Source organism: Kribbella sp. CWNU-51, assembly GCF_054073265.1.
Genome location: NZ_JBSXMZ010000039.1, coordinates 58,649 through 78,597, shown reverse-complemented (window position 1 = coordinate 78,597; position 19,949 = coordinate 58,649). Strand labels below are relative to the sequence as shown.

General features: G+C 66.6%; 23 protein-coding genes. 9 read left to right on the top strand and 14 right to left on the bottom strand.

The features are described 5' to 3' along the window. Positions 1-199: 199 nt before the first annotated feature. The 5 genes from ACXC9Q_RS31690 to ACXC9Q_RS31670 all read right to left on the bottom strand — a co-directional run bounded on the left by ACXC9Q_RS31690 (position 200) and on the right by ACXC9Q_RS31670 (position 4,292). A complete protein-coding gene (locus ACXC9Q_RS31690; protein ID WP_457060484.1) occupies positions 200-499 on the bottom strand; it encodes a carbonic anhydrase family protein in 300 nt (99 codons plus the stop codon). Next, positions 448-1,008: a carbonic anhydrase family protein gene (locus ACXC9Q_RS31685; RefSeq protein ID WP_457060329.1), complete on the bottom strand. Its 561-nt coding sequence runs from the start codon at positions 1,006-1,008 to the stop codon at positions 448-450. Before ACXC9Q_RS31685 ends, ACXC9Q_RS31690 begins: the two co-directional genes overlap by 52 nt. Positions 1,009-1,059: 51 nt before the next feature. Further along, positions 1,060-1,485 (bottom strand): hypothetical protein, encoded by a 426-nt coding sequence (locus tag ACXC9Q_RS31680; protein WP_457060328.1) that lies wholly within the window; start codon positions 1,483-1,485, stop codon positions 1,060-1,062. A 256-nt stretch (positions 1,486-1,741) separates the two neighbouring features. Then, positions 1,742-3,208, bottom strand: a complete 1,467-nt coding sequence (locus tag ACXC9Q_RS31675; protein ID WP_457060327.1) for a DUF2252 domain-containing protein — start codon at positions 3,206-3,208, stop codon at positions 1,742-1,744. Between the two features lie 604 nt (positions 3,209-3,812). Next, positions 3,813-4,292 (bottom strand): potassium channel family protein, encoded by a 480-nt coding sequence (locus ACXC9Q_RS31670; RefSeq protein ID WP_457060326.1) that lies wholly within the window; start codon positions 4,290-4,292, stop codon positions 3,813-3,815. A 1,270-nt stretch (positions 4,293-5,562) separates the two neighbouring features. Between ACXC9Q_RS31670 and ACXC9Q_RS31665 the strand changes: the two genes are divergently transcribed. Continuing rightward, positions 5,563-5,910 (top strand): ArsR/SmtB family transcription factor, encoded by a 348-nt coding sequence (locus ACXC9Q_RS31665; RefSeq protein ID WP_457060325.1) that lies wholly within the window; start codon positions 5,563-5,565, stop codon positions 5,908-5,910. Continuing rightward, positions 5,900-6,400, top strand: coding sequence for an SRPBCC domain-containing protein (locus ACXC9Q_RS31660; RefSeq protein ID WP_457060324.1), 501 nt, complete (start codon positions 5,900-5,902; stop codon positions 6,398-6,400). Before ACXC9Q_RS31665 ends, ACXC9Q_RS31660 begins: the two co-directional genes overlap by 11 nt. A 266-nt stretch (positions 6,401-6,666) precedes the next feature. Here the strand turns inward: ACXC9Q_RS31660 and ACXC9Q_RS31655 are convergent, their stop codons facing one another. Further along, positions 6,667-7,791: a squalene cyclase gene (locus tag ACXC9Q_RS31655; RefSeq protein ID WP_457060323.1), complete on the bottom strand. Its 1,125-nt coding sequence runs from the start codon at positions 7,789-7,791 to the stop codon at positions 6,667-6,669. Positions 7,792-8,089: 298 nt separating this feature from the next. On the opposite strand from ACXC9Q_RS31655, the gene ACXC9Q_RS31650 reads away from it, so the two are divergent. Beyond that, entirely contained in the window at positions 8,090-8,707 is a 618-nt protein-coding gene (locus ACXC9Q_RS31650; RefSeq protein WP_457060322.1) for a hypothetical protein, read from the top strand. A gap of 231 nt (positions 8,708-8,938) precedes the next feature. Next, on the top strand, positions 8,939-9,535 hold the full coding sequence (locus ACXC9Q_RS31645; RefSeq protein WP_360364286.1) for a hypothetical protein: 597 nt from the start codon (positions 8,939-8,941) through the stop codon (positions 9,533-9,535). Here the strand turns inward: ACXC9Q_RS31645 and ACXC9Q_RS31640 are convergent. The 4 genes from ACXC9Q_RS31640 to ACXC9Q_RS31625 form a co-directional block, all read right to left on the bottom strand. Further along, positions 9,530-9,898 (bottom strand): hypothetical protein, encoded by a 369-nt coding sequence (locus ACXC9Q_RS31640; protein WP_457060320.1) that lies wholly within the window; start codon positions 9,896-9,898, stop codon positions 9,530-9,532. The two genes, ACXC9Q_RS31645 and ACXC9Q_RS31640, sit on opposite strands and share 6 nt — an antisense overlap. Before the next feature lie 276 nt (positions 9,899-10,174). Next, positions 10,175-10,390 carry a hypothetical protein gene (locus ACXC9Q_RS31635; protein WP_457060319.1) on the bottom strand — a complete coding sequence of 72 codons (216 nt, stop codon included), beginning with the start codon at positions 10,388-10,390 and terminating at the stop codon, positions 10,175-10,177. 94 nt (positions 10,391-10,484) lie between these two features. Continuing rightward, complete coding sequence (locus ACXC9Q_RS31630) at positions 10,485-10,745, bottom strand: hypothetical protein (protein ID WP_457060318.1); 261 nt, start codon at positions 10,743-10,745, stop codon at positions 10,485-10,487. Between the two features lie 286 nt (positions 10,746-11,031). Further along, entirely contained in the window at positions 11,032-11,643 is a 612-nt protein-coding gene (locus ACXC9Q_RS31625; protein ID WP_457060317.1) for a nucleotidyltransferase domain-containing protein, read from the bottom strand. 168 nt (positions 11,644-11,811) lie between these two features. Between ACXC9Q_RS31625 and ACXC9Q_RS31620 the strand changes: the two genes are divergently transcribed. Continuing rightward, on the top strand, positions 11,812-12,453 hold the full coding sequence (locus ACXC9Q_RS31620) for a hypothetical protein (RefSeq protein WP_457060315.1): 642 nt from the start codon (positions 11,812-11,814) through the stop codon (positions 12,451-12,453). A 314-nt stretch (positions 12,454-12,767) separates the two neighbouring features. Next, positions 12,768-13,886, top strand: coding sequence for a phosphotransferase enzyme family protein (locus ACXC9Q_RS31615; protein ID WP_457060313.1), 1,119 nt, complete (start codon positions 12,768-12,770; stop codon positions 13,884-13,886). A 275-nt stretch (positions 13,887-14,161) separates the two neighbouring features. On the opposite strand, the gene ACXC9Q_RS31610 is transcribed toward ACXC9Q_RS31615, so the two are convergent. The 3 genes from ACXC9Q_RS31610 to ACXC9Q_RS31600 form a co-directional block, all read right to left on the bottom strand. Continuing rightward, complete coding sequence (locus ACXC9Q_RS31610) at positions 14,162-14,566, bottom strand: NUDIX domain-containing protein (RefSeq protein WP_457060311.1); 405 nt, start codon at positions 14,564-14,566, stop codon at positions 14,162-14,164. A gap of 113 nt (positions 14,567-14,679) precedes the next feature. After that, a complete protein-coding gene (locus tag ACXC9Q_RS31605; RefSeq protein WP_457060309.1) occupies positions 14,680-15,168 on the bottom strand; it encodes a GNAT family N-acetyltransferase in 489 nt (162 codons plus the stop codon). A 223-nt stretch (positions 15,169-15,391) separates the two neighbouring features. Continuing rightward, positions 15,392-16,366 (bottom strand): NAD(P)-dependent alcohol dehydrogenase, encoded by a 975-nt coding sequence (locus tag ACXC9Q_RS31600; RefSeq protein ID WP_457060307.1) that lies wholly within the window; start codon positions 16,364-16,366, stop codon positions 15,392-15,394. 273 nt (positions 16,367-16,639) lie between these two features. On the opposite strand from ACXC9Q_RS31600, the gene ACXC9Q_RS31595 reads away from it, so the two are divergent. The 3 genes from ACXC9Q_RS31595 to ACXC9Q_RS31585 all read left to right on the top strand — a co-directional run bounded on the left by ACXC9Q_RS31595 (position 16,640) and on the right by ACXC9Q_RS31585 (position 18,955). Next, positions 16,640-17,023, top strand: coding sequence for a VOC family protein (locus ACXC9Q_RS31595; RefSeq protein WP_457060306.1), 384 nt, complete (start codon positions 16,640-16,642; stop codon positions 17,021-17,023). Positions 17,024-17,175: 152 nt separating this feature from the next. Continuing rightward, a complete protein-coding gene (locus ACXC9Q_RS31590) occupies positions 17,176-17,847 on the top strand; it encodes a DUF998 domain-containing protein (protein WP_457060304.1) in 672 nt (223 codons plus the stop codon). A 151-nt stretch (positions 17,848-17,998) separates the two neighbouring features. After that, positions 17,999-18,955, top strand: a complete 957-nt coding sequence (locus ACXC9Q_RS31585; protein ID WP_457060302.1) for a cyclase family protein — start codon at positions 17,999-18,001, stop codon at positions 18,953-18,955. A gap of 32 nt (positions 18,956-18,987) precedes the next feature. Here the strand turns inward: ACXC9Q_RS31585 and ACXC9Q_RS31580 are convergent, their stop codons facing one another. After that, entirely contained in the window at positions 18,988-19,902 is a 915-nt protein-coding gene (locus tag ACXC9Q_RS31580) for a patatin-like phospholipase family protein (RefSeq protein ID WP_457060300.1), read from the bottom strand. Positions 19,903-19,949 lie beyond the last annotated feature (47 nt).

Here is a 19,949-nt window from a genome sequence, read left to right as displayed (position 1 = left end):
CCCGATCGGGAGAGGGCCTCTTCTGTTTGATCCGGGAGGCTAAGACTCCAGTTCCTACCTGCGGTCGTCCGTCTCATCGAAGATCTGGTCCATCGTCGCGGCCCTCTCGTCATCACCGGTCGCAACTCGTGCCGGTGGTGGCTTCGCGGCCGTCACGAGATCGGGGACGGTTCGGGCCGCTGTCCCGACGTGGGTTGCCCTAGTGGCCCTTGCCGCGATCGGCGGTGGCATGCACCACGCGGCCGTTGACGCTTTGGAGGGGTCGGAAGTCGTTACCGAGGATGTCCTCGAAGGCCTGGAACTGTGCAGCGGACAGCTGGGCCTGGCCCTTGAGCACGAACCAGGTGACCGCCTCGGTGCACGGGGGCGTGGTGAGGGATCCCGAGTACGTGTAGTACTCGGAGGTGTCCGTGAGTCCATCGGCAAGGTTGATCTCGACCTTAGAGGTCACCGTGTCCCCGGAGTGCTTCGGGAGACCGGCAGACATGAGCTTCTGCAGGAATGCGTTCCTGTGCCCGATCCTGAACAGCGTGCCGACGACGGCGGTCTTCCGGCAGGGTCCTTGAACACGGCGTGGAGTTCCATGACGCCGCGCTGGCCACCGATGGTGTGCTCCGAGAGCGTGTGGAAGTGGAACTGAGCCGAGGTGTACACGTCGCCGTTCAACGTCAGGGTGTTCGGGGACTCGATCTCCTCCTCGATGGCGTGCCCGTTGTTGATCAGGGAGATCGGCGTGGCTTCCAAAGCAAGCTTCAGCGGCCGGAGGTGCTTATCGATCTTCACATGGGTGATGTTGATCGGCGACTGGCTGATCCCGACGCGGCACGCCGCGTTCGCCGGGTCGAGGTCGGCCCAGAAGCCGGGACCCGTATCGCCGTTGTAAGTGAAACCTCCCGATGGGGCGGCCGGCGCGGCCGCAGGGCCGGACGCCTGGCTCACACTCCCCGCCGAGGCCAACCCCAAAATAAGAGCCACCGCGATGACGGTGCCACGCAGTCGTCGTTCCACCGTGCCTCATCCCTCTCATACGCGTGTGTCCGGCCCCGGGCGAGCGGGGTGTTAACTGGTGGTCGCGGGGGTGTCGGCGTCGTAGCGTGCCAGGGCGGCGTCCAATACGGCGTACTCGGCTTCCTGTACGGCGGCGATCGCGAAGCTGATGGCGTTGTCAGCGTAATCCTCGGCATCCTCGGCTTTGCGTTCGGCCTTGCGCATGTCCATTTCGGCCTTCTTGTCCGCCGCTTTGCTATGAAGATCGGCAACGTGTGACTGCCATTTGCCCTTCATAGACTGCCAGCCGGCGGCAGCCTCGTCCTTGTCCTTCGCTGAATCCGCCTTGATCTTATTGGCTTCTTGCTCGGCGCTGCTCTGCGCCTGTTCCACCTGGGCCTGCAATTGTGCCCGGTCTTTGGTTGTGGCCGCTTTTACCTTGGCTTGCGATTCGTTCACCTTGTCGGTGAGTTGGCTGAACTTCTCATTGGCCGTCATGTTGTTGCCTTCCTCGATGACTCATTGTGTGAGTTCATTACGTGCCAGACCGGCGGGACTCATCGCCTGCGCCGCGGTAGGAGGTGAGCGGGAGACCGTCATCTGGCCGAGCGCCTGGCTGACCGGCCTGCCTCGTCGACGCCGTCGCCTCAGGGCGGCTCACTTCCGTGCCAGACATCGGTCACCTCCCGCCGGTCCTCACTCGTCGCGGACCACCTCCTCGCGGCGGTGGAGCGCAGCAAGACCTACCGGATGGTCAGACGCCCTCGACCGCTTCGATGCGTCCGGTCTTGACCGCGTTGACGAACGCCTCGTAGTCCTGCTCGTTCTGGTCGGCGTAGCGCGCCGAGAAGTCGGTGATCGAGGTGTCGAACGCGTCGCTGTCGCCCAGGTATTCGGCGATGGCGACCGCGTCGCCGGCTCGGGCGTGGCCCCGCGCCAGCGTCCACCCGCAGGTGCGCGCGTAGAACGTGAGCCCCACCGGTGCCAGCGCCTCGGCATCGACCGAACCCTTCATGTCGCGCAGCTGGCGCCAGTAGAAGTTGCGCTTCACGTCCAGGCCAACGGTCCAGCCGAGGTAGATGTCGCTGGCGGCCTGCATCATCCGCTGCCCCTGCACAACGCGCTCGCCGTGCTGCTTGTAGCGGCTCTTGGGCAGGTAGGCCTCCATCACCGAGGCTGTCGCCTCCTTGACCTGCAAGAACAAGGGGTCCTGTGCGTCACGGCCCTCGAGCAAGACGATGAACGCCCGGGTGCCGACGCTGCCGACGCCGACGACCTTGCGGGCCACGTCCACCACCTCGAAGCGCTCCAGCAGGTGACGCCGGTCGTCCTGCAGCGTGGCCCGGTACGCGCGGAACTGATCGTGGATCGCCGGCACGACCTGCTCCTGGGACAGCCCGTAGGTGGCGGCGAGGTCACGCGCCGGGACCACGATCGGCGGCTGGCTGACGATCCGGTACTGCCCGTCGACCAACTCGGCGAGCTTGGACAGCGCCTGCAGGCTGTCCCGCGTGTGCGCCTTCGCGGCGGTCTTCTGCGCCCGCTTCTCCGCCGTCTTGAGCTGCTTGTCTTCCTTCTTCTTCTCCTTCTTCTTGGCCCCCTTCACCTCCTTCTTCGTCTCGGCCACCGCGCCGCGGATCGCGGCCATCAGCTCGTCTTCGTCCAGGTGGGCGTACCAGATGTCCATCGTGCCCATCTGCGCGAAGGTGGCCATCGCCTCCCGGTAGGCCGTCACCGACGCCAGCACGGCTTCGTGCGTGTCCGCCTCGGAGAACCCGTTATTACGCCCGGCGATCTCGAAGCTGGCCGCCATCCGCTTCACGTCCCACTCGAACGGACCCGGCAGCGTCTCATCGAAGTCGTTCAGGTCGAACAGCAGCCGCCGTTCGGGCGAGGCGAACAGGCCGAAATTCGACAGGTGGGCATCGCCGCACAACTGGGTTTTGAGACCGGCCACCGGAGTGTCCTTCAGATCCGCGGCCATGATCTTGGCCGCCCCCCGGTAGAAGGTGAACGGCGAGACCATCATCCGGCCATGGCGCACCGGCACCAGGTCCGGCTCGCGGGTGGTGTCCTGCTCCACCAGCAAGCCGACCGGATCAGGACGGTCCCCAGCCGGCCGCCACTTGGTGTGACTTGACAGCGACGCCCGGTCCCGGGCCTCCAAGCCCTCGGCCTTGCGATCATCCACGCTCGGATGCGCGATCTTCTGTAGTGCCATCCGGCCCACCTCCTGGGTCGGTCCGCCGCCTGGCGACGATGGCACTCCCCGTGCACGGCCACACCCGACATGGCCAAGGCGCCTCACCTGGCGCTGCTTCTCGTGCGCTCCTGGTTGCCGATCAAGGGCAACCCATGGCGGAGGGGGCATCACCGGAGCAACGCACTAAGAATCAATTACGAACCAGTTAAGATTCAGTTAAAATCAGTCAATCAGGTTGATTCCTGGTGCGCAACCCCGTAGAGGCAGCGCGGCGATGGTGGGGGCCGGCACGGTCCGCTCTTCCGATGTCTAACTGGGCTGGTGCCCAGCTGGCCGGTGCGGCCGGCGTCGGAGTGATCGTTTCCGTTGGTGTGCTCCTCCTGCCCGACTCCGTGGAATTCGAGGGTGCCGAGTTCCTCCTCGCAGCCTTGATCTCCCTGATCGGGTTCGGCGTAGCTCGGGGCGCTGGCGCGTCCCTTCTCAGAGCCCTCGCTCTTCGTGCTCGTGTGCGCGGTCATCGTTGCCGTCCTGAAGAACCTGCTGGCCGGGCACTGACGGATTCCCTCCCGATCGTTGCGGGTCGCAGCGAAGGGCAGCCGTGGCCCTTCGAAGGCCCGGACGTTCAACTGAGCGTGGTGGGTGCTTCGGCCGATCCTCCGGGGGCGAGGGTTTGCTGGATCTGCTCCAGCTTCGCGGTGATCTCCGCGAGCTGGGCAGTCAGCTGCTCGGTACCCGCCGCCTCCGCGGTCTCGGAGTTGGCGATCTGCTGCTGGCGTGCCCGCTCCACGAAGCTGGAGGTGATCACGGCGGTCACGATCGTCACGAACGAGATCGCCTCCAGCAGGAACAGCGCCCCCACGAACCGCCCAGCGGTGTTCTCGGGGGTCACGTCGCCGTACCCGACCGTGGTCACCGTCTGCAACGCCCACCACATCCCCATACCCAGTTCCGGGAACTCCTCCCGATCGACGAGGGTGATCAGCACGCCGCCGACCACCACACTCACCAGCGTTGCGACGATGATCACCGCCATCGCCTTGCGCACAGACAGCGGGGCGCGCCAGTACGCGTCGAACCGGCGCATCACCAACAAGCGAACCATGACGTCCGATCCTTCCTGGTACGCAATAAGCACGATCGTCCCACCGCTAGCCGGTATCGCCTCGGTGGAAACCCGGTCAAGTTCGATGTGGTTCTCGGCGACATGACCACCACGCCCGCGGCACGTACCGAACGACGGGTCCGCACCCTCCACTGCCCGTCCGCTCATCGGCCGATCCGGGCGTCGGGGCCTTCCCGCCACGTAGACCGCAGACTTCTAGACCTGTCGCACATCAGTCGGCGGACATGCGTCGCGGATCATCTGACGGGGTTCACAGCGGGTGACCTGAGCCGAGCACGGCGAGCAACCTCCGAGATGCCACCCTCAGTCAGCCACGTAGCGTGAGTGTGTCGCCCCTCGTGGAACCGGAAGCCGGACAAGATGGCTGACACGTGCCTCGTCGAGAATGGCTTGTCAGCGTGAACGCCATCCCACGCCGGACGCCAGAACCGCTGCCGGAAGTTCGACCGGTACCAGGGCTTGCCCTGAAGCGACGTGAACACGAACGACTGCCCCGCGGGCTGGGTCGCCAGGAACAGTTGGTAGATCGCCGCGATGCTCGGAGGAAGCTGAACCCGACGTTCACTGGCCGATGACTTCGTACGAGCGTTCGGCTTCGTCCGCCGCGAGCGACGCCCATCGCCGAGCGGCTGCAGATCAGTTTGCTCGGTGACATCGGCTCCGCTCTTGAAGAGTCTGCCGTCGATCTCTTTGGTCGCATGCTCGCTCGAAGGACCTGCAGTGGGGTCGCGACGTAGTTCTCCGACTCCCAATCGCCACCGGTCACCCGGATTCCCGAGCATGGATTGGCGGGGATCACCTTGGCTTTGACCGCAGCGTTCATGATCGTCGAGAAGCAGCCGAAGTATGAGGCAACTGAGGACTCCTCGTAGTCGCCGTGAAGGTAGGTCACCCACGTCTCGATGTCGAAGTGGCTGTTGAAGATGCCGATCATGGGCCAGTCGCCCCACTTGGGAATCAACTGCCTGTCGAGATATCGCAGGTACTTGACCCTCGTGTTGTCACTGAGCCTGCCTGTGACGGCAGCGTGCCACTGGTTCGCGACGTCTTCGACCAGACGATCACTCCACATGTGATCCGCCAACAGATCCGCGACACGGGTCCGCCAACTGATGTGCGACAGGCTAGAAGCCTGGCGACAACCTGGGACGCCGGCCAACGCACGCACATGCCGATGAGCGGTTGGCGACTCCTGGCGTCTCGCATCCGTACGTCTTGACACATGTCCATATCGGAATAGATTGGATCGATGGCCCGCGCATCGACAACGTCGGATGTCTTCAACGCAGTTGCCGACGTCCACCGTCGCGAAATCCTGGACGTGCTGATCACGGGCGAGAAGGCGGTCGGGGCGATCGTGAACGACCTCTCGATGTCGCAGCCCCAGGTCTCGAAGCATCTACGGGTGCTCAATGAGGTGGGACTCGTCAGGTGCCGGGCGGAGGGTCGGCGCCGGCTGTACCGCCTGGCACCGGAGCATCTTCGACCCTTCCACGACTGGGTGGCCAAGTATGAGCGGGCAATGAACGACCGACTGGATCGGATGGACGACTACCTCCAAGAGCTACAACGGCAAGGAGACGGAAGTGATACCTGATCGGCATGGCTCGGCAGTCATCGAGTTCCCGAATGAACTCGAGATTGTCATCACTCGCGAGTTCGACGCTCCAATCGCTCTCGTCTTCGACGTGTTGACGAAGCCCGAGCATGTGAGCAAATGGGGCGCGACACCCCCGGACCAGATGGAGGAGTGCTCGATCGACCTGCGCGTCGGAGGGAACTACCACTCCTCCTTCGTGACGGAGGACGGAACCGAATGCTCGTTCCGCGGAACCTACCTGGAGGTCGAGCCGCCGATCCGGACCGTGGAGACGTGGCTGTTCGACGGCTGGCCGGATGCGGAGGCGGTCGAGACCATGCAGCTGCACGAAATTGACGGGGTGACGACGCTCACGTGGAGGCTGGCCTTCCGCGACAAGGCTGGCCGTGACCACATGACCAGGTTCGACGGCCAGCAAGACAGCCTCGACCAGATGGAAGACATCCTCAGGTCACTACTCGACCTGAAGGCAACGGTCGCTGAGTAGCCGAGGTTCGAAGCCAGGCCGCAGCCTGAGGCGAAACGCACTGTCATGCCGCAGACAGGAAGACGCGCTCATGCCGATGAGCATGCGTCGCATGCGAGGGTCCGCCGCAGTCCCGCTTGGGGCTCCGGTGCGGTACCCGGGAGCCGGACGGGCCTAGTGGGACCCTCGGTCGTGCGCCTTGCCCGGTGGCAAGTCGTGTTCCCGGTGATGGTTCCTCCAACGGAACGGCTCAACTGCCACCGTCGACGTGCTGTCGCCACCTGTCGTCACGACGCCTGGCTCGCGCTGCCGGAGCGGGCGGACGCGTCGTACCAGCGCAGCACCCGCAGCGCCCTCAAGGTGTTCCACCGGCTAGGCGTGCCGTCGGGTTCCTCGAACCGGAAGTGGACCGCGCCGGAGTGGTTGTTCTCGAGCAGCCAACGCCCGTCGGGTCGGCGCTTTGCGCGAACGCGTTCGATCGCTTCGGCCAGCCGCGGATCCGGAGTGCCCCCACGCCGGGCGAAGTACTCCGTGGCCTTGAGCAGGTCGTAGTGCCAGCGTGGGGGGTAGGAGAACGATGCCCACTGCGGGTTGACCACCTCGCCCGTGCGTAACGACCGGAACAGGCTGCGCCGGAGCAAGTACTCCTCGCCGTTCCGGCGAGCCCGGCGGACTTCCTCAGATCCGCCGGTATGGCGCTCCCACCTCAGCAGAGCGTCGATCACGTCCAGGGTGCTTGCGAAAGATGCCGGCGCTGGGCGCGTCTGGGCCCAGCAGTTCCAGCCACCATCCGGCATCTGGTCGGTCACGAGCCGCTGCACTACCGGGTCGACGTCGACGCCCAGGTAGGCACCGATCAGGATCGTGCCGGCGTTGATGCAGCAGTCCACCTCGCCGGCGAAGAACGGCAGCCCGTCGTACTCCCAGCGGCAGTTGCGGTCCACCAGGTGTGCGGTCTCTTGCATCACCGGACTGTCCGGGGGTATGCCCAGGTGGCACAGGTCGAGCAGGACTGGGTACGTCGCGGTCCACGGCTGGCTCGGCTCGGCACTCGACTCGTCGGTCGGTGCCTCGGCCGGTTCCGCGTCGGGCGACGGGAAAGGCGGCGGTGGTTCACCGGCAGCTAGAGCCCGCGCAGTGGCCGCTGCGAACGCCGCGGTATCCGGAAAGCAGGCCCCGTTCGCCCACAGGCCATCAGGAGCCCGCAGCGCCAGCAGCCGAGCACCCCAGCCCTCGTGCTCCACCCGCGCTCGCTCGGTCGCCACCTCGGTTTCCGAGGCGTTGACGAGGTCGCGCAGCACCTGCCAGCGGATCGCCGGATCGCCCTGCAGCAGCCACTGCACAACCGGATCGTCCTCGGCCATCGGCGGCGTTCGTGGCTGGTAAGGGCCCTGATTCTCCGTCGGCTCCATCCCTGAACCCTCACCTACGCCGACGCGACGAACGCCCGAGTCGCCTTCGCTGAGGGCAACCAACGCGTCCATGGCGCGGTGGCGCATGCGTTACTCGACGAGTCGCTCACTGGGGCCCTCGGGACGTCCACCCTCCGAAAGCTAGCGGACCGTCAGGCTGATTCATAGACGTCCGCTCCTGCCGCGATCCGAGCTCACTCACGTGCCGAATTCAGGAAGTTCCTGAAGGGCTCGATCGTCCTCTGCCTGCGGTCGGTTCCGATACCGTCGGGCTATGGCCGGTTGGGAGAGTCTGCGCGTGGATCTGCGCCGGTTGACCGAGGAGTCACCGGGTGCACTCAGCGTATTTCCTGTCCCCGATCGCGAGCGGCGTGAGCCCCCGTTCTACATCGAGCTGGCCGCGTGGGCAACCGACATCGCGGCCATGCTGAACGCGAAGTACGGGAGCCTCGTCGATTTGCGTGTCGGGGCGATGACCTTTCCGGCGAGACAGCTGTGGGTGACCGACCACGCTCGCCAGCTACACGGAGCGCCCGCTGAACCCGCCGGGCTCGACGTGGAACCCCTGTCTCCGTTGACGGTCCGGACCGGCCGGTTCACTCACCAGGACGTGCTCGCTACGAATCGTGCCGCGCACACGCAGGTGCTAGCCACTGCCGGCGACCTGCAATCGGCGGTAACCGACAGCTCCGGCAACGTCGTCGGTCGGTACGTCGGCCCGCACAACGCGAGGCGGGTGGAGTTCTGGATCGAACCCCACCAGAGCCGCCCCGTGCCCGTCTTGATCGGGACAGCCTCGATGGTTCCCGACCTGGGGTACGCCGTCCCGCCGGGACAATGGTGGCTGGTCATCGAGCTACAGACCGACAGCGGCAGCATGCAGCTGGCGCCGCTGGAGCTCACCATTACGCCGTAGGCAGCACACGGAGCGCCTACCAGCGGCTCACCGGGATGCTCGCCACCCACCCCGACTTTGAGCCAAGCCCTGGGCAGAACCAGCAACGCACTGTTTTGCCGCAGATAGTGAAGGCGTGGACCTGCTGGTACGACGATCGTCTCTCCCAGACCCTCCGCCCGTTCATTCGCGTGCCAGTGGTCGACCGCGGTCTTCGACGATGGCATGCCCAGCGAAGAGCATGATGGCTGCATGCCCGATTTCATGTGGCTCCCGGCCAATCAAGCATCGACAGAGGACGTCGAGGCGGTCTTCGCCACGGGCGGAGCCCACAAGTGCCGTTGCCAAGCGCTGAAGGTGCCCGGCTGGATCTGGCGGGACACGACCCAGGAGCAGAGGGATGCCGCGCTGCTGGAGCAGACCGCCTGCGGTACCACCACCGGACCGACGTCGGGGCTGATCGGGTACGTCGACGGCGAGGCGGCCGGCTGGGTCGCGGTCGAGCCGCGGGAGAACTACCCGAGGCTGTGGAGCCGGAAGCAGGCGTGGATGCGGATGGACCCCGAGCTTGAGGGCGTCTGGTCAGTCACGTGCTTCGTCGTGCGCAAGGGCCGGCGTCAGTCGGGGCTGACCTACGAGCTCGCCGCCGCCACCGTTGAGTACGGCGAGCAGGTCGGCGCCCGCGTCCTGGAGGGGTACCCGATCGAGCCGCCGCCGGGCAAGACCGTGATCTGGGACGAGGCGTCGGTCGGGCTGGTGCAGGTCTTCCTCGAGGCTGGTTACGAGGTGGTGGCTTCGCCCACCCTGCGGCGGCGTGTGGTGCGGCGACGACTGGGCAACCATTCATGACCGTCGCCCGACGAAGGGACCATGTCGCTCGGACGTGCCGCAGATGGCGTGCGCTGCGGCAACCGGATCTGCCGCGATCCGCGCGGTCATGCCGATCGGCGCTCGGTCCATGAGTTGCTCTACGCGCTGATGCGAGAGATGGCAATCAGCGCCGGATAGTCCCCGTGACCAGACGAACTCACGGCGGTAGTACTCGGCCCAATAGCTTCGTGCGCGTGCTTCGGTGAGCGTCACGAAGGCGGGGTTTTCATGTGCGAATTGGGAGAGCGCCTCCAGGAGGCACGAGCCGTTGACGCGGTCGCGTTCGATCCGTTCGGCTATGTCAACGACGATCTCCAGGACGTACTCGCCGAGCAGCTGCACAACGAACGGAGCGACGAACGGTTCAGCGGAGTCGAGCAGCCAGGATCGGTTGGCCCGATGCCACAAGAGTCGGCCACGCGCGCGAGTTGCTCGCGGTGATCCGGCCGGACTGTTCGAACTCCGCGGGTGGTAGCTTCTGGGCTGCTTCGGTGACCACGGGCGCTAAGTCCCGAGGGAACGCGCGAAGCCAGTCAACCGTCATGCCCGTGATCCTAGGACCCGGACGACGCACGCATCTGCCGCTGACGGTGCGCTCAATTGCCGACATGAGTGCCTTCACTTGTTGTCGAAAGTAAACCTGTTGGCAACGGCGCAGATCGCGTCATCGGACAGTTCGGCGTGGTTCGCTCTGAGCCACTCATCGACGGCACGACCCATCTCGGCCACCGTCCCTGCTTGCCAGAAGGACGACTTCTCCTCCTCGTAGCATTGGTCGAGGATGGCGGTGATCCGCGGCATCAAATCGGGAGCAGAGTCTCCTGCGGCTTCCACCAAGCGGGCCTCTGGTGATTGGTCGAGTCTGCCTGGGACGCCGAGGTAGACGATCAGCGCTGCACTGACGTGCTCGTCGATCCTGGCGACATGATCAACGATGACGACCCGGAGTGCACCCTTGGCACAGCGGTTGCAGGACCCGCATGCCCGCACCGGTGCCGCAGCACACGTCCATTCCCCGGCCGAACGGCCCGAGCGGACGCAGCGCGTCGGCGGCCGCGTCAAGGATGCTCTCAGGGGTGCGAAAAGGCGTGTGGTCGAACTTCGGAGCGAGCAGGTCGTAGCCGCGCTCGACCGAGGACAGCGCCTGGATCGCCAGTTCACGCAGAGACGGGCCTTGAGGCGAGAACACCGGCCAACGGTACTTCTCGGATGCCAGACGGGCTGTCAGCTCCGGGATCGCGCATCGCAGCGCGGGTCAGCCGCAATCGACAACACTTCTCCTCCAAGGATCTGCGTGCGCCGGCTCGGACGGGGCACTGCTGCTGTTGGCAGCAGGAACACGACCGCGGAAGGGGACGCAATCTGGTCGCCGTGCTGCTTCCACAAGCGGCACCCATCCTCAACATGCAGCACGTCGGAAGACTCATCCTCTTCTGCCGCTGTGTGCTCAATCATCTAATGGCATTCGCGGCTGCCTAGAGATGAGAGAGCCACGGGTGGCCCGGGTGAGCGACGCTTAGAGCGGTCCGGAGCCAAGCCTGGCGTTTGGGTTCCAGGAGGCGCACGCAGGCATCGAAGTCAGCCTGATCCTTCTGCCTGAGTCCCGGAGCCTTGTGAAGTAGTTGAACTTCGGGACGGAGGTAGGGGATGCCTTCACGTGCCCAAAGGATCTCCTCTAGCGGCAGGCTGATGCGGGCATCGCGCTTGTACGCCCAGGTCGTCGACGTGGCGCCCATGAGGATGACGTCGTACTCCCAAGGGTCTGCGCCGCTCGACCGCAACCAGAGGTTTTCGCAGGTGTCCGACAGCGGGTCTGCCTGAGTGACCATGGGGCGGAGGGAGCCGTCGTCTGCCTGCCAGACGTCGAGCCGCCCAGACAGGTGCTGGTGCAACGCTGCGACGTCGGAACGCGGGATGCTGGGGTCTACATCGTCATGCGGACGCGGAACGTTGGTGAACGCCTCGATGGCCCAGCCGCCGGCGATCCACCAGCGGCCGCCGTACCCCTTGAACAGCTCCGCAACGTCTTGCGGAGTCCGGGCTCGCCATGGCCCGTACAGGCGAACTAACTCGTTGTGGTTCAGCACGCGGTGCACAATAGGCGAGAGCCGTGCTGTCGAAGGGAACGCACTCTCATGCCGCGATCCGTGCGCCGCTGACAGCGCGGACCAACATGGCGAGTTTCGGATCCTCCGGGGGCTTGATCGTTCTCCGCCTGCGGCCCGGCGAGCGCGCGGTTCCGATACCGTCAGGCTATGACTGGTTGGCAGAGTTTGCGTGTGGATCTGCGCCGGTTACGTGAGGAGTCACCGGGTGCGCTCGTGGTCTGGCCCAACCCCGACAGCGAGCGGCGTGATCCGCCGATCCGCATCCAGTTGGCCGCCTGGGCAACCGACATCGCGGCCACGCTGAACGCCAAGTACGGGAGCCTCCTGGATCTAGAGGTCGGGGTAATGAAGTTTCCGGCCAGACAGCTGTGGCTGAGCGAGGATCTACCCCAGCTACGCGGAGCACCTGCCGAATCCGCCGGCCTCGACGTCGAACCCCTGTCACCGTTGTCGGTCCGGACCGGCCGGTCCACGCACGAGGACGTGCTGGTAGCCAATCGAACCGCGCACGAGCAAGTGCTCCTCACCAACGGTGCCCTGACCTCAGCGGTGACCAACAGTTCCGGCAACATCGCCGGTCTGTACGTCGGCCCGCGCAACGCGCCCCGCGTGGGCTTTGCGATCGAACCTCACCAGAGTCGCCCTGTGCCGGTCTTGATCGGAACAGCCTCGATGGTTCCCGACCTGGGGTACGCCGTCCCGCCAGGACAATGGCGGCTGGTCATCGCGCTACAGACCGACAGCGGCAACCTGGTGTCGACGCCGCTGGACATCACCATCACGCCGTAAACAGCACGCGGCGCGGACCCACGCTGACCCCAACGGCTCCTGCCTGGGCCTGGGGCAGCCCGTGCTTGCGACGGGAGCCAGGCGCCGCGTGCTGGGGTGCAGTCGGTCGCCGTTGCGCCTCCGTTGCCGTTGACACGGCCGCCCAGCCCCGGCACGATCGGTGCACGGCGTGGCCGACGCCCAGCCTCCTGAGGACCTGCCCCAGCCGGGCCCTCGAGAAGGCGAAGGGGATTCTGCCCTCAAGGCTGCTGCCATCCAGGCCTGTTTCGAGTGCCGCTTCGCTGGGGGAATGGGGCACATCGAGGAGGCTTGTCATGACCAAAGAGGGCAGTTTCAAGCGCGCAGTACGTCAGCGGGCACAAGCGACCGGATTGCGGTACACCGAGGCCCGCGCCGCACTGGAGAAGGGCCGCACGTCGCCGTTTGCTCGGACTCGCCCCGTCGAGTTCGCGGAACTGAGAGCGCACCTCGAGACGCGATACGGCATGAGCATCACCTCGATCGCGCCCATCGACGACGACCCCGCGACGCGACCAAGCGGCTCCTGGGTCGGCCACTACCCCTGGACGCTGGTCGTCAAGCGAGCGGACGGCGCGCCCTGGATCGCTCGAGTCTTCTCGTCGGCAGCGGACACGGTCGGCCGCGTCCAGGGCGATGCGGAGATCCTGCGGTACCTGGCTTTACACGACTTCCCCGCCGAGCGGCCCGCGCATGACGATCCCGTGTCGGTGCTCGAGGGGAGCGGCGTGATCGTGACCGAGTACGTCGAGGGCGGACGCCCGGTCCAGTCGCCGGCGGTGCTCCACGAACTGGCGAGCCTGCTCGGCCGCCTGCACAAACTGCCTGCGGCCGGTGGTGCGGTCGCGCGGGACGGAGGGGCGGAGGAGCACGACGGCGCCTTCTTCGCGGGACGACCGAAGCAGGATCTCGCGGCGGCGATGAGCTTCCTGGTGAGCGTCGAGGACGCCGTCGCTCCCGAGGGTCGCGAGATGTTCGAGTGGCTGCGCGACAAGGTCGAGCACGCCGACGACGCGGAGGGCCTGCCCGAGGCGTTCACCCACGGGAACTACCACGCATGGGCGGCCGTCGGCAGGCCGGGCAACCTCGCCATCGTCGGCTGGGCAGGGTCCGGGCGCGGACCCCGCCTGCCCGCCCTCGCCTGGCTGCTGACGACCGCGGGGGAGGGCGACGGGGAGGGCATCGACGCGGTCGCGCGCGGGTATCGCGAGCACATCCAGCTCACCGGCGAGGAGTTCGAGCGGCTGCCCGGCGTACTGGCCATGCGACCGCTGTGGCTGGCGTGCCTCGACTACCGGCAGTCGGCGCGCAGCGGGTCCACCCCGACGATGGACGAGGGGTGGATCGGCTGGCTCGCGCGCCCCGAGCACGCCGAACGACTAGCTGCCCGGGCGATCGCGTCGTTGCGAGGCTGAGTCGCGCGCTGCTCGCGCTCTGCGTCACAGGCAGGTAGGGGCAACACTGCCGCGAGCTCGGTCGATGGCGGACCAGAGCGGTCGTGGCGAGCTCCTATGCCGTCCCTCGGGATCGTTGCCCTGGCCAACCGGGTCGTACGACCGATGTGACGAGACCGTCCCGGCGAGCCACTGTGGCCACTCGGTCATGCCGCTGTCAGCTCGGGCGGCATAGCGTGTCCGCTCATGCCGCTATCAGCGCGCGGTCAGGCCGATGTGAGGACGGCTCGCGGGGGCTAGTTGGTTGTGCCCTCGACGGCGCTAACGATGCTCGACAGGCTCGCCGGGTGGGCAAGCTTCAAGTCGGCGAGATCGGGGGGCCGGAACCAGCGAAGATCGTCGTGCTCCTCGGGCGCGGCGTTGACAGGTTCGCCTTCCCAGCGCGTGACGAGGAACGCGAGCATGTCGAGGGTGGGGTCACTGATCGTCATCGGGATGGGTAGGGGGTCGTGGATGTGGACACCGAGTTCTTCGAGGCATTCCCGACTGACGGCCTGGTGAGGCGACTCGCCTGAGTCGACATGTCCGCCGACGAGGTCCCAGCAGTCGGGATACCACCGACGCAGTGGATGGCGATGCACCATGAGCACGAGACCATCGCGCACAAGTGCAGCGACTGCGATCGGAATCTGGGCGACCATGGCGGCACACTAGCCGCGAACGCACTCTCATGCCGCCGAGAGGGAAGCGCGGTCATGCCGGTGACAGCGCGTTGGCGTCGACCGAGGCTCGCCGGGCGCCGTACTGCGTAGATCTACGCGTTCAGCACGAAGATTAACTCCTCGATGCCGTCGTCGGATGCTGGCGCCTTCGCCTCCTGTACGCGATCGCGCCGAAAGCCACACTTCTCCAGAACGCGGACCGAGCCGACGTTCTGCACCGCGACATGGGCGTAGAGCGGCCGGATCGACACCTCGTCCACCAACCGGGCGAGCGCCTGCGTCGCGACGCCGCGGCCCCAAAATTCGCGTCCGACCCAGTAGCCGAGCAGACGCTGCCCATCCTCTGGCCAGCAGCCGATGTTTCCCGCCACGATGCCATCGGCAACGATGGCGCGCACAACCAAGGTGTCGTCGGCGCGGAGTTTCGCCCAGTGCGCCGCGAACTGATCCTTGTCGCGAGCCGGAAACGCCGCCATCTCGACCGCCTGCGGATCCGCCTGGTGCTCAAAGAACACGTCGAGGTCCCGGTCTTCGACACTCCTGAGACGCACCGCGGGTGTCACGTCGTGGACCCCGGTCATATCCAGTCACTCCTTCGCGATAAGCCTCGGTCATTTGCGTCGACCGTGGGTGCGCGAGGCCGACGACCGCCACGCAACCACCACCTCGACGGCCCGACTATTTCACCGACCACCGACAACATGGTTCCCGCAAACGTCCTGATCTGCCGCTGACGGTGATCGCGAGCATGCCGGTGAGCGGGCGTGCGGGCAGGCGCCGGGGTACGGACGCGTTCGCATTGCGTCAGGAGAGGTTGACAACCACTTTGCCGAGGGCGCGTCCCTCGCCGACGTGAGCAAGCGCTGCGGGAACCTCTTCGAGTGCGAAGGTGCGGTGGATGTGGATCCTTATGTCCCCGGTGGCGCAGAGGGCGGCCAGTGGCTCGAAATGGGCCGGCCCCTCCTTGACGGCGAGGATACCGATTGCCCGACTGGAGAGCCGCCCAACCAGCCAGCCGGCGGTGAGCACGCGCAGCAGCGTCGGCACCGACCCGCCCACGCACCGATAGATGCCGCCGGGTGCCAGCGCACGCCGGTAGGCGAACACCGAGCGGTGCGCGACCAGGTCGAGGATCAGGTCGTACGGCGGGGTGGCCCGGGTGAAGTCGTCGCGGTGGTAGTCGATCACGTCGTCCGCGCCGACTGCCCGCATGAAGTCCAGCTTGGCGGCGTTGTCGACCGCGGTGACGTGGGCACCGAGACGCTTGGCGAGCTGGATCGCGAACGATCCCGACCCTCCGCCGGCGCCGTTGATCAGCACCCGGCGACCCGGCGCGGCTCTATCCGTGCCCTGCAGGGCGATAGCGCCCGCCTGCGGGATCGTCGACGCCTCAGCGAACGTGAGCTGGGCCGGCTTGTGGGCGAGCGCGGACTCCGGCGCGAGCGCGTACTCCGCGAAGCCACCCATCAGCCTGAGGTTGTCGCCGTACACCTCGTCTCCGGGTCGGAACCGGGTCGCTCCTTCGCCGACGTCGTCGACCAGGCCGGCGATGTCCGATCCGAGCGTACGACGAGCCGGGACACGCAGCCCGCCGATCCGCGCGTACGCGGGCGAGCCGCGCAGGCACTCCCAGTCGCTGAGGTTGACCGAGGTCGCGGCGATCTTCACCCGCACCTGGCCGGCGGCGGGCGAGGGTACCGGGACGTCCTCGACCCGCAACACATCGGGAGACCCATACCGGTCGTAGACGACCGCCTTCACGCCGGCCCCGCGGCCCACCTGGTCATGGCGGCAACGTAGCAAGCCCGGACGCTCGACCGACACGGACCTGTCGAACGCGGATCTCGGATTCCGGCGAGTGACGGAGCCCCGGATCACCTACCGTTCTCCGCAGACCATTGTCGCCCCGACACGTCCTGGGAAGTTTCGCTCGATGTGGCAGGGCCATGGCTCCTGCCGAGGCGTGGAACGTGGGGGTCTTCACGAGAACTGGTTCGGGGTGCACAGTGGTGAGCACGCGCCAGCTGAGGACCGGCACCCCAGGAGAGCCCGATGAGCGTCGAGCTGAACCACACGATCGTGCACGTGAAGGACCGATGGGCTGCTGCTCGCGATGTCGGCGGGGTACTCGGTCTGCCGGAGGCGAGAGCGTACGGCCCGTTCGCCGAGCTGAAGTTGGACAACGCGGCGAGCCTGGACTTCATGGACACCGAGGGCGAGATCCACGGCCAGCACTACGCCTTCCTTGTCAGTGAAGAGGAGTTCGACCTCATCCTCGGTCGCTTGCGGGACGACGGCCGCCAGTGGTGGGCCGACCCCTTCAAGCGACAACCGCAAGAGATCAATCACGCGGACGGTGGCCGCGGCCTCTACTGGCAGGGTCCTGACGGGCACTGGCTGGAGATCATCACCCGTCCGTACGGCAGCGGCGGCTGATCCCCGGGCCGCCGCATACCCCTCCGGCCGGCCTGGATGATCCGCATCATTCCGCCCCATCCGCGCCCGCCCTGGATTGTCGGCCTCGGTTAACCGGACCTGCCACGGACAATAGGGCGCCGTGGGGATGCGAGGCGCGTAGCGTTCGGTGCATGAGGAGTGTGGGTACCCGTCTGCTGTTGGGGCGGCTTGCCGTGATGGGCCCGATCGCTTTCACCATCGCGTGGATTGTTGGCGCTGTAGTGCAGGACGAATACAGCCTCCGGCGGGAGGACATCAGCGCGCTAGCGGCTTTGGACGCCCAGAACGCATGGATCATGGTCACGGGTTTTCTGCTGCTCGGCGTCGGGATCGTCGCGTTGGGGGCCGGACTTGCAGGTGCGTTGAACGGCAGGCCCGCGACGGTCGGCTCGATCCTCGTTGCAGTCGCCGGCGTCGGCATCATCGTCGCCGGCCTGGCCCGCAACGACTGCAGCAGCGAGCTACAGGCGTGCGCCGACCGCGTCGACGCCGGCGAAGCGTCTTGGCATCACGTCACCCATGACCTGGTCAGCCTCGTGGTGTTCCTCGCCCTTGTGGCCGCAGCACTGGTGTTCGCCCGTGCCTTCCGCGGCGACCAGTCGTGGCGCGACCTGCGTACCTACTCCCTCGTCACCGCGGTACTGGGTCTCGTGTTGCTGGTTCTGTTCATCACCGGTGTCGCCGGTTCGTGGAACGGACTGCTGCAGCGGGTGTTCGTGACGGTGCTGTTCCTCTGGATCGCAGTTCTCGGCGCCCGCCTGATCCGACTCTCCCGGTCCCAGACAGCCGAGCCCGCAACCTGATCCCCCCGAACAAGCGCGATCTCGGCCCGGTCCGCTGCTGGCCTACCGATGTAGTGTCATGCCCGTTCAGCGGGCCTTGGCATGTCAAAGGGGAGGGCGGGATGCCCTGTCTGCGGTGCCTCACCGCGTGACCGGAGGAGTCGATGCTGGGATGACGGCAGGGCGACCGATGCCCACGCAGGACGACGTGCTCGGGTACTTCGACACGCTGTCGAACTGGGGACGGTGGGGCGACGACGACGAGCTCGGCACTCTGAACCACATCACCGACGGCGTCCGGCTGGCGGCGGCGCGGGCCGTGCGCCACGGCAGGAGCGTGTCGTGCGGATGGGAGGTCGCCGTACCGGAAGAAATGGAGCGGTCGACGACGACGTGCCCGTGCGCCGCCGACATGCCGGGTGCCGAGAACATGCCGGTGGCCGCATTCCACAACGACCGGCGCTGGGGCTTTTCGAACGAGCGGCTCGGCATCTTCTTCCACGGCAACACGATCACCCACGTCGACTCGCCGTGCCACCTCTTCTGGGACGGCGAGATGTACAACGGGCGGTCGCACTCGTTGGTCGACGCCGCAACGGGATCAGCGTGGGCGGCCGTCACGGCGGCGGCGAACGGGATCATCACGCGGGGTGTCCTGCTGGACATTGCGAGGGTCCGCGACGTGCCGTGGCTGGAACCGGGTGACGGTGTGTTTCCCGAGGATCTCGACGAGGCCGAGCGTCGCCAGGGCGTGCGGGTGCGATCCGGCGATGCGGTACTCCTGCGGACCGGCTATGGCCGCGCTCGGCACGAGGCCGGTGTGGCCGGCGGTTTCACGCAGGCCGGCTGGCACGCGTCCTGCCTGCCGTGGCTGCAGGAACGGGAGGTCGCGCTGATCGGCGCTGACACTCCTCAGGACGTTCAGCCGTCGGGGTACGACGACGTCTTGATGCCGGTTCACGCGGTGAGCCTCGTCGCGATGGGTCTGTGGCTGCTGGACAACTGCGACCTGGAGGCGTGCGCGACAACAGCTGCGGAGCTCGGCCAGTGGGACTTCCACCTCACAGTCGCGCCGGTCCGCCTCGCCGGTACGTCCGGCAGCCCAGTCAACCCGATCGCCACCTTCTGACCCCGGGACTCGCGCCCGAGCTGGTTCCGGGGTCACCGCCAGGTTTCGGCGAGCCGCTCGGCGAGGGCTTGGCCTTGGGCGTGGCCTCCTCGTGCGGCTTGTGGGCGCGTTGACGGATCCGTTGCCTTGGCGTCGAATACGTCACCCGCGCTGCCATCCGGAAAGACGGTCTCGACCCTGCTGCCCCCTGCGCGCAGCTCGTCGACCTGGGTTGCGAGATCCATGCCCCAGTCCAGCGGCATCCGCGACCTGCCGCCGAATGGTGACAGCACCAGCACCCGCCCGTATCCGGCCGCCAGGTCGGCGTTCTCACTGCGTCGATAGCCGCCGTTGATGTATCGGTTCTCGCCGATGCGGTAGGGAGGGACTGCACCGAAGCCGTTGCTGGTGCTGGCGGCGACAGCGTCGACGAGATCGATTCCGCTGTACCGGTCGAACACGACCGGTTCCCCGGTATGCGCATCGACAGCCGTGATCAGCAAAGGCTGTTGCGGCCAGTGCCGGCTGGGAAGCCGAGCCGCGACGATGTCGCGCCAGCGCGTCTGGCTGGAGCCGTCGGAAGCGTCCATTTCGAGCGCCGCGGCGCCCATCCTGCGGCGCATGTCGGACGCGTCCTCAGCAGAACCGATGATTCCGTTCGACCACTCCAGATAGTTCAGCGCCGAGGGATTCGGAGCTCGTCCCCGGTCCGATCCGGCGTGTGGCTGAGGTACCTCGGCGAGGATGGCGGCATAGAGTTCGGCCGGCCGTGTCCCGCTGGTGATCTGGGCAGCCACGGTCGATCCTGCCGACGTACCGATGATGAGATCGGCCTCGGTGACATCGACCCCGGCGTCGGACAGGCCGGCGATGAGACCGAGCTCCCACGCATTGCCTGCCGCTCCGCCGCCGGCGAGAACCAAGGCTCGCTTGTTCGAGTTGCCCGCCTGCCCTGTGGCGTCGGGCATGGGCCAATTCCCGTGCTGTGGCGTCGTCCGCGTGACCGCGATGCCAT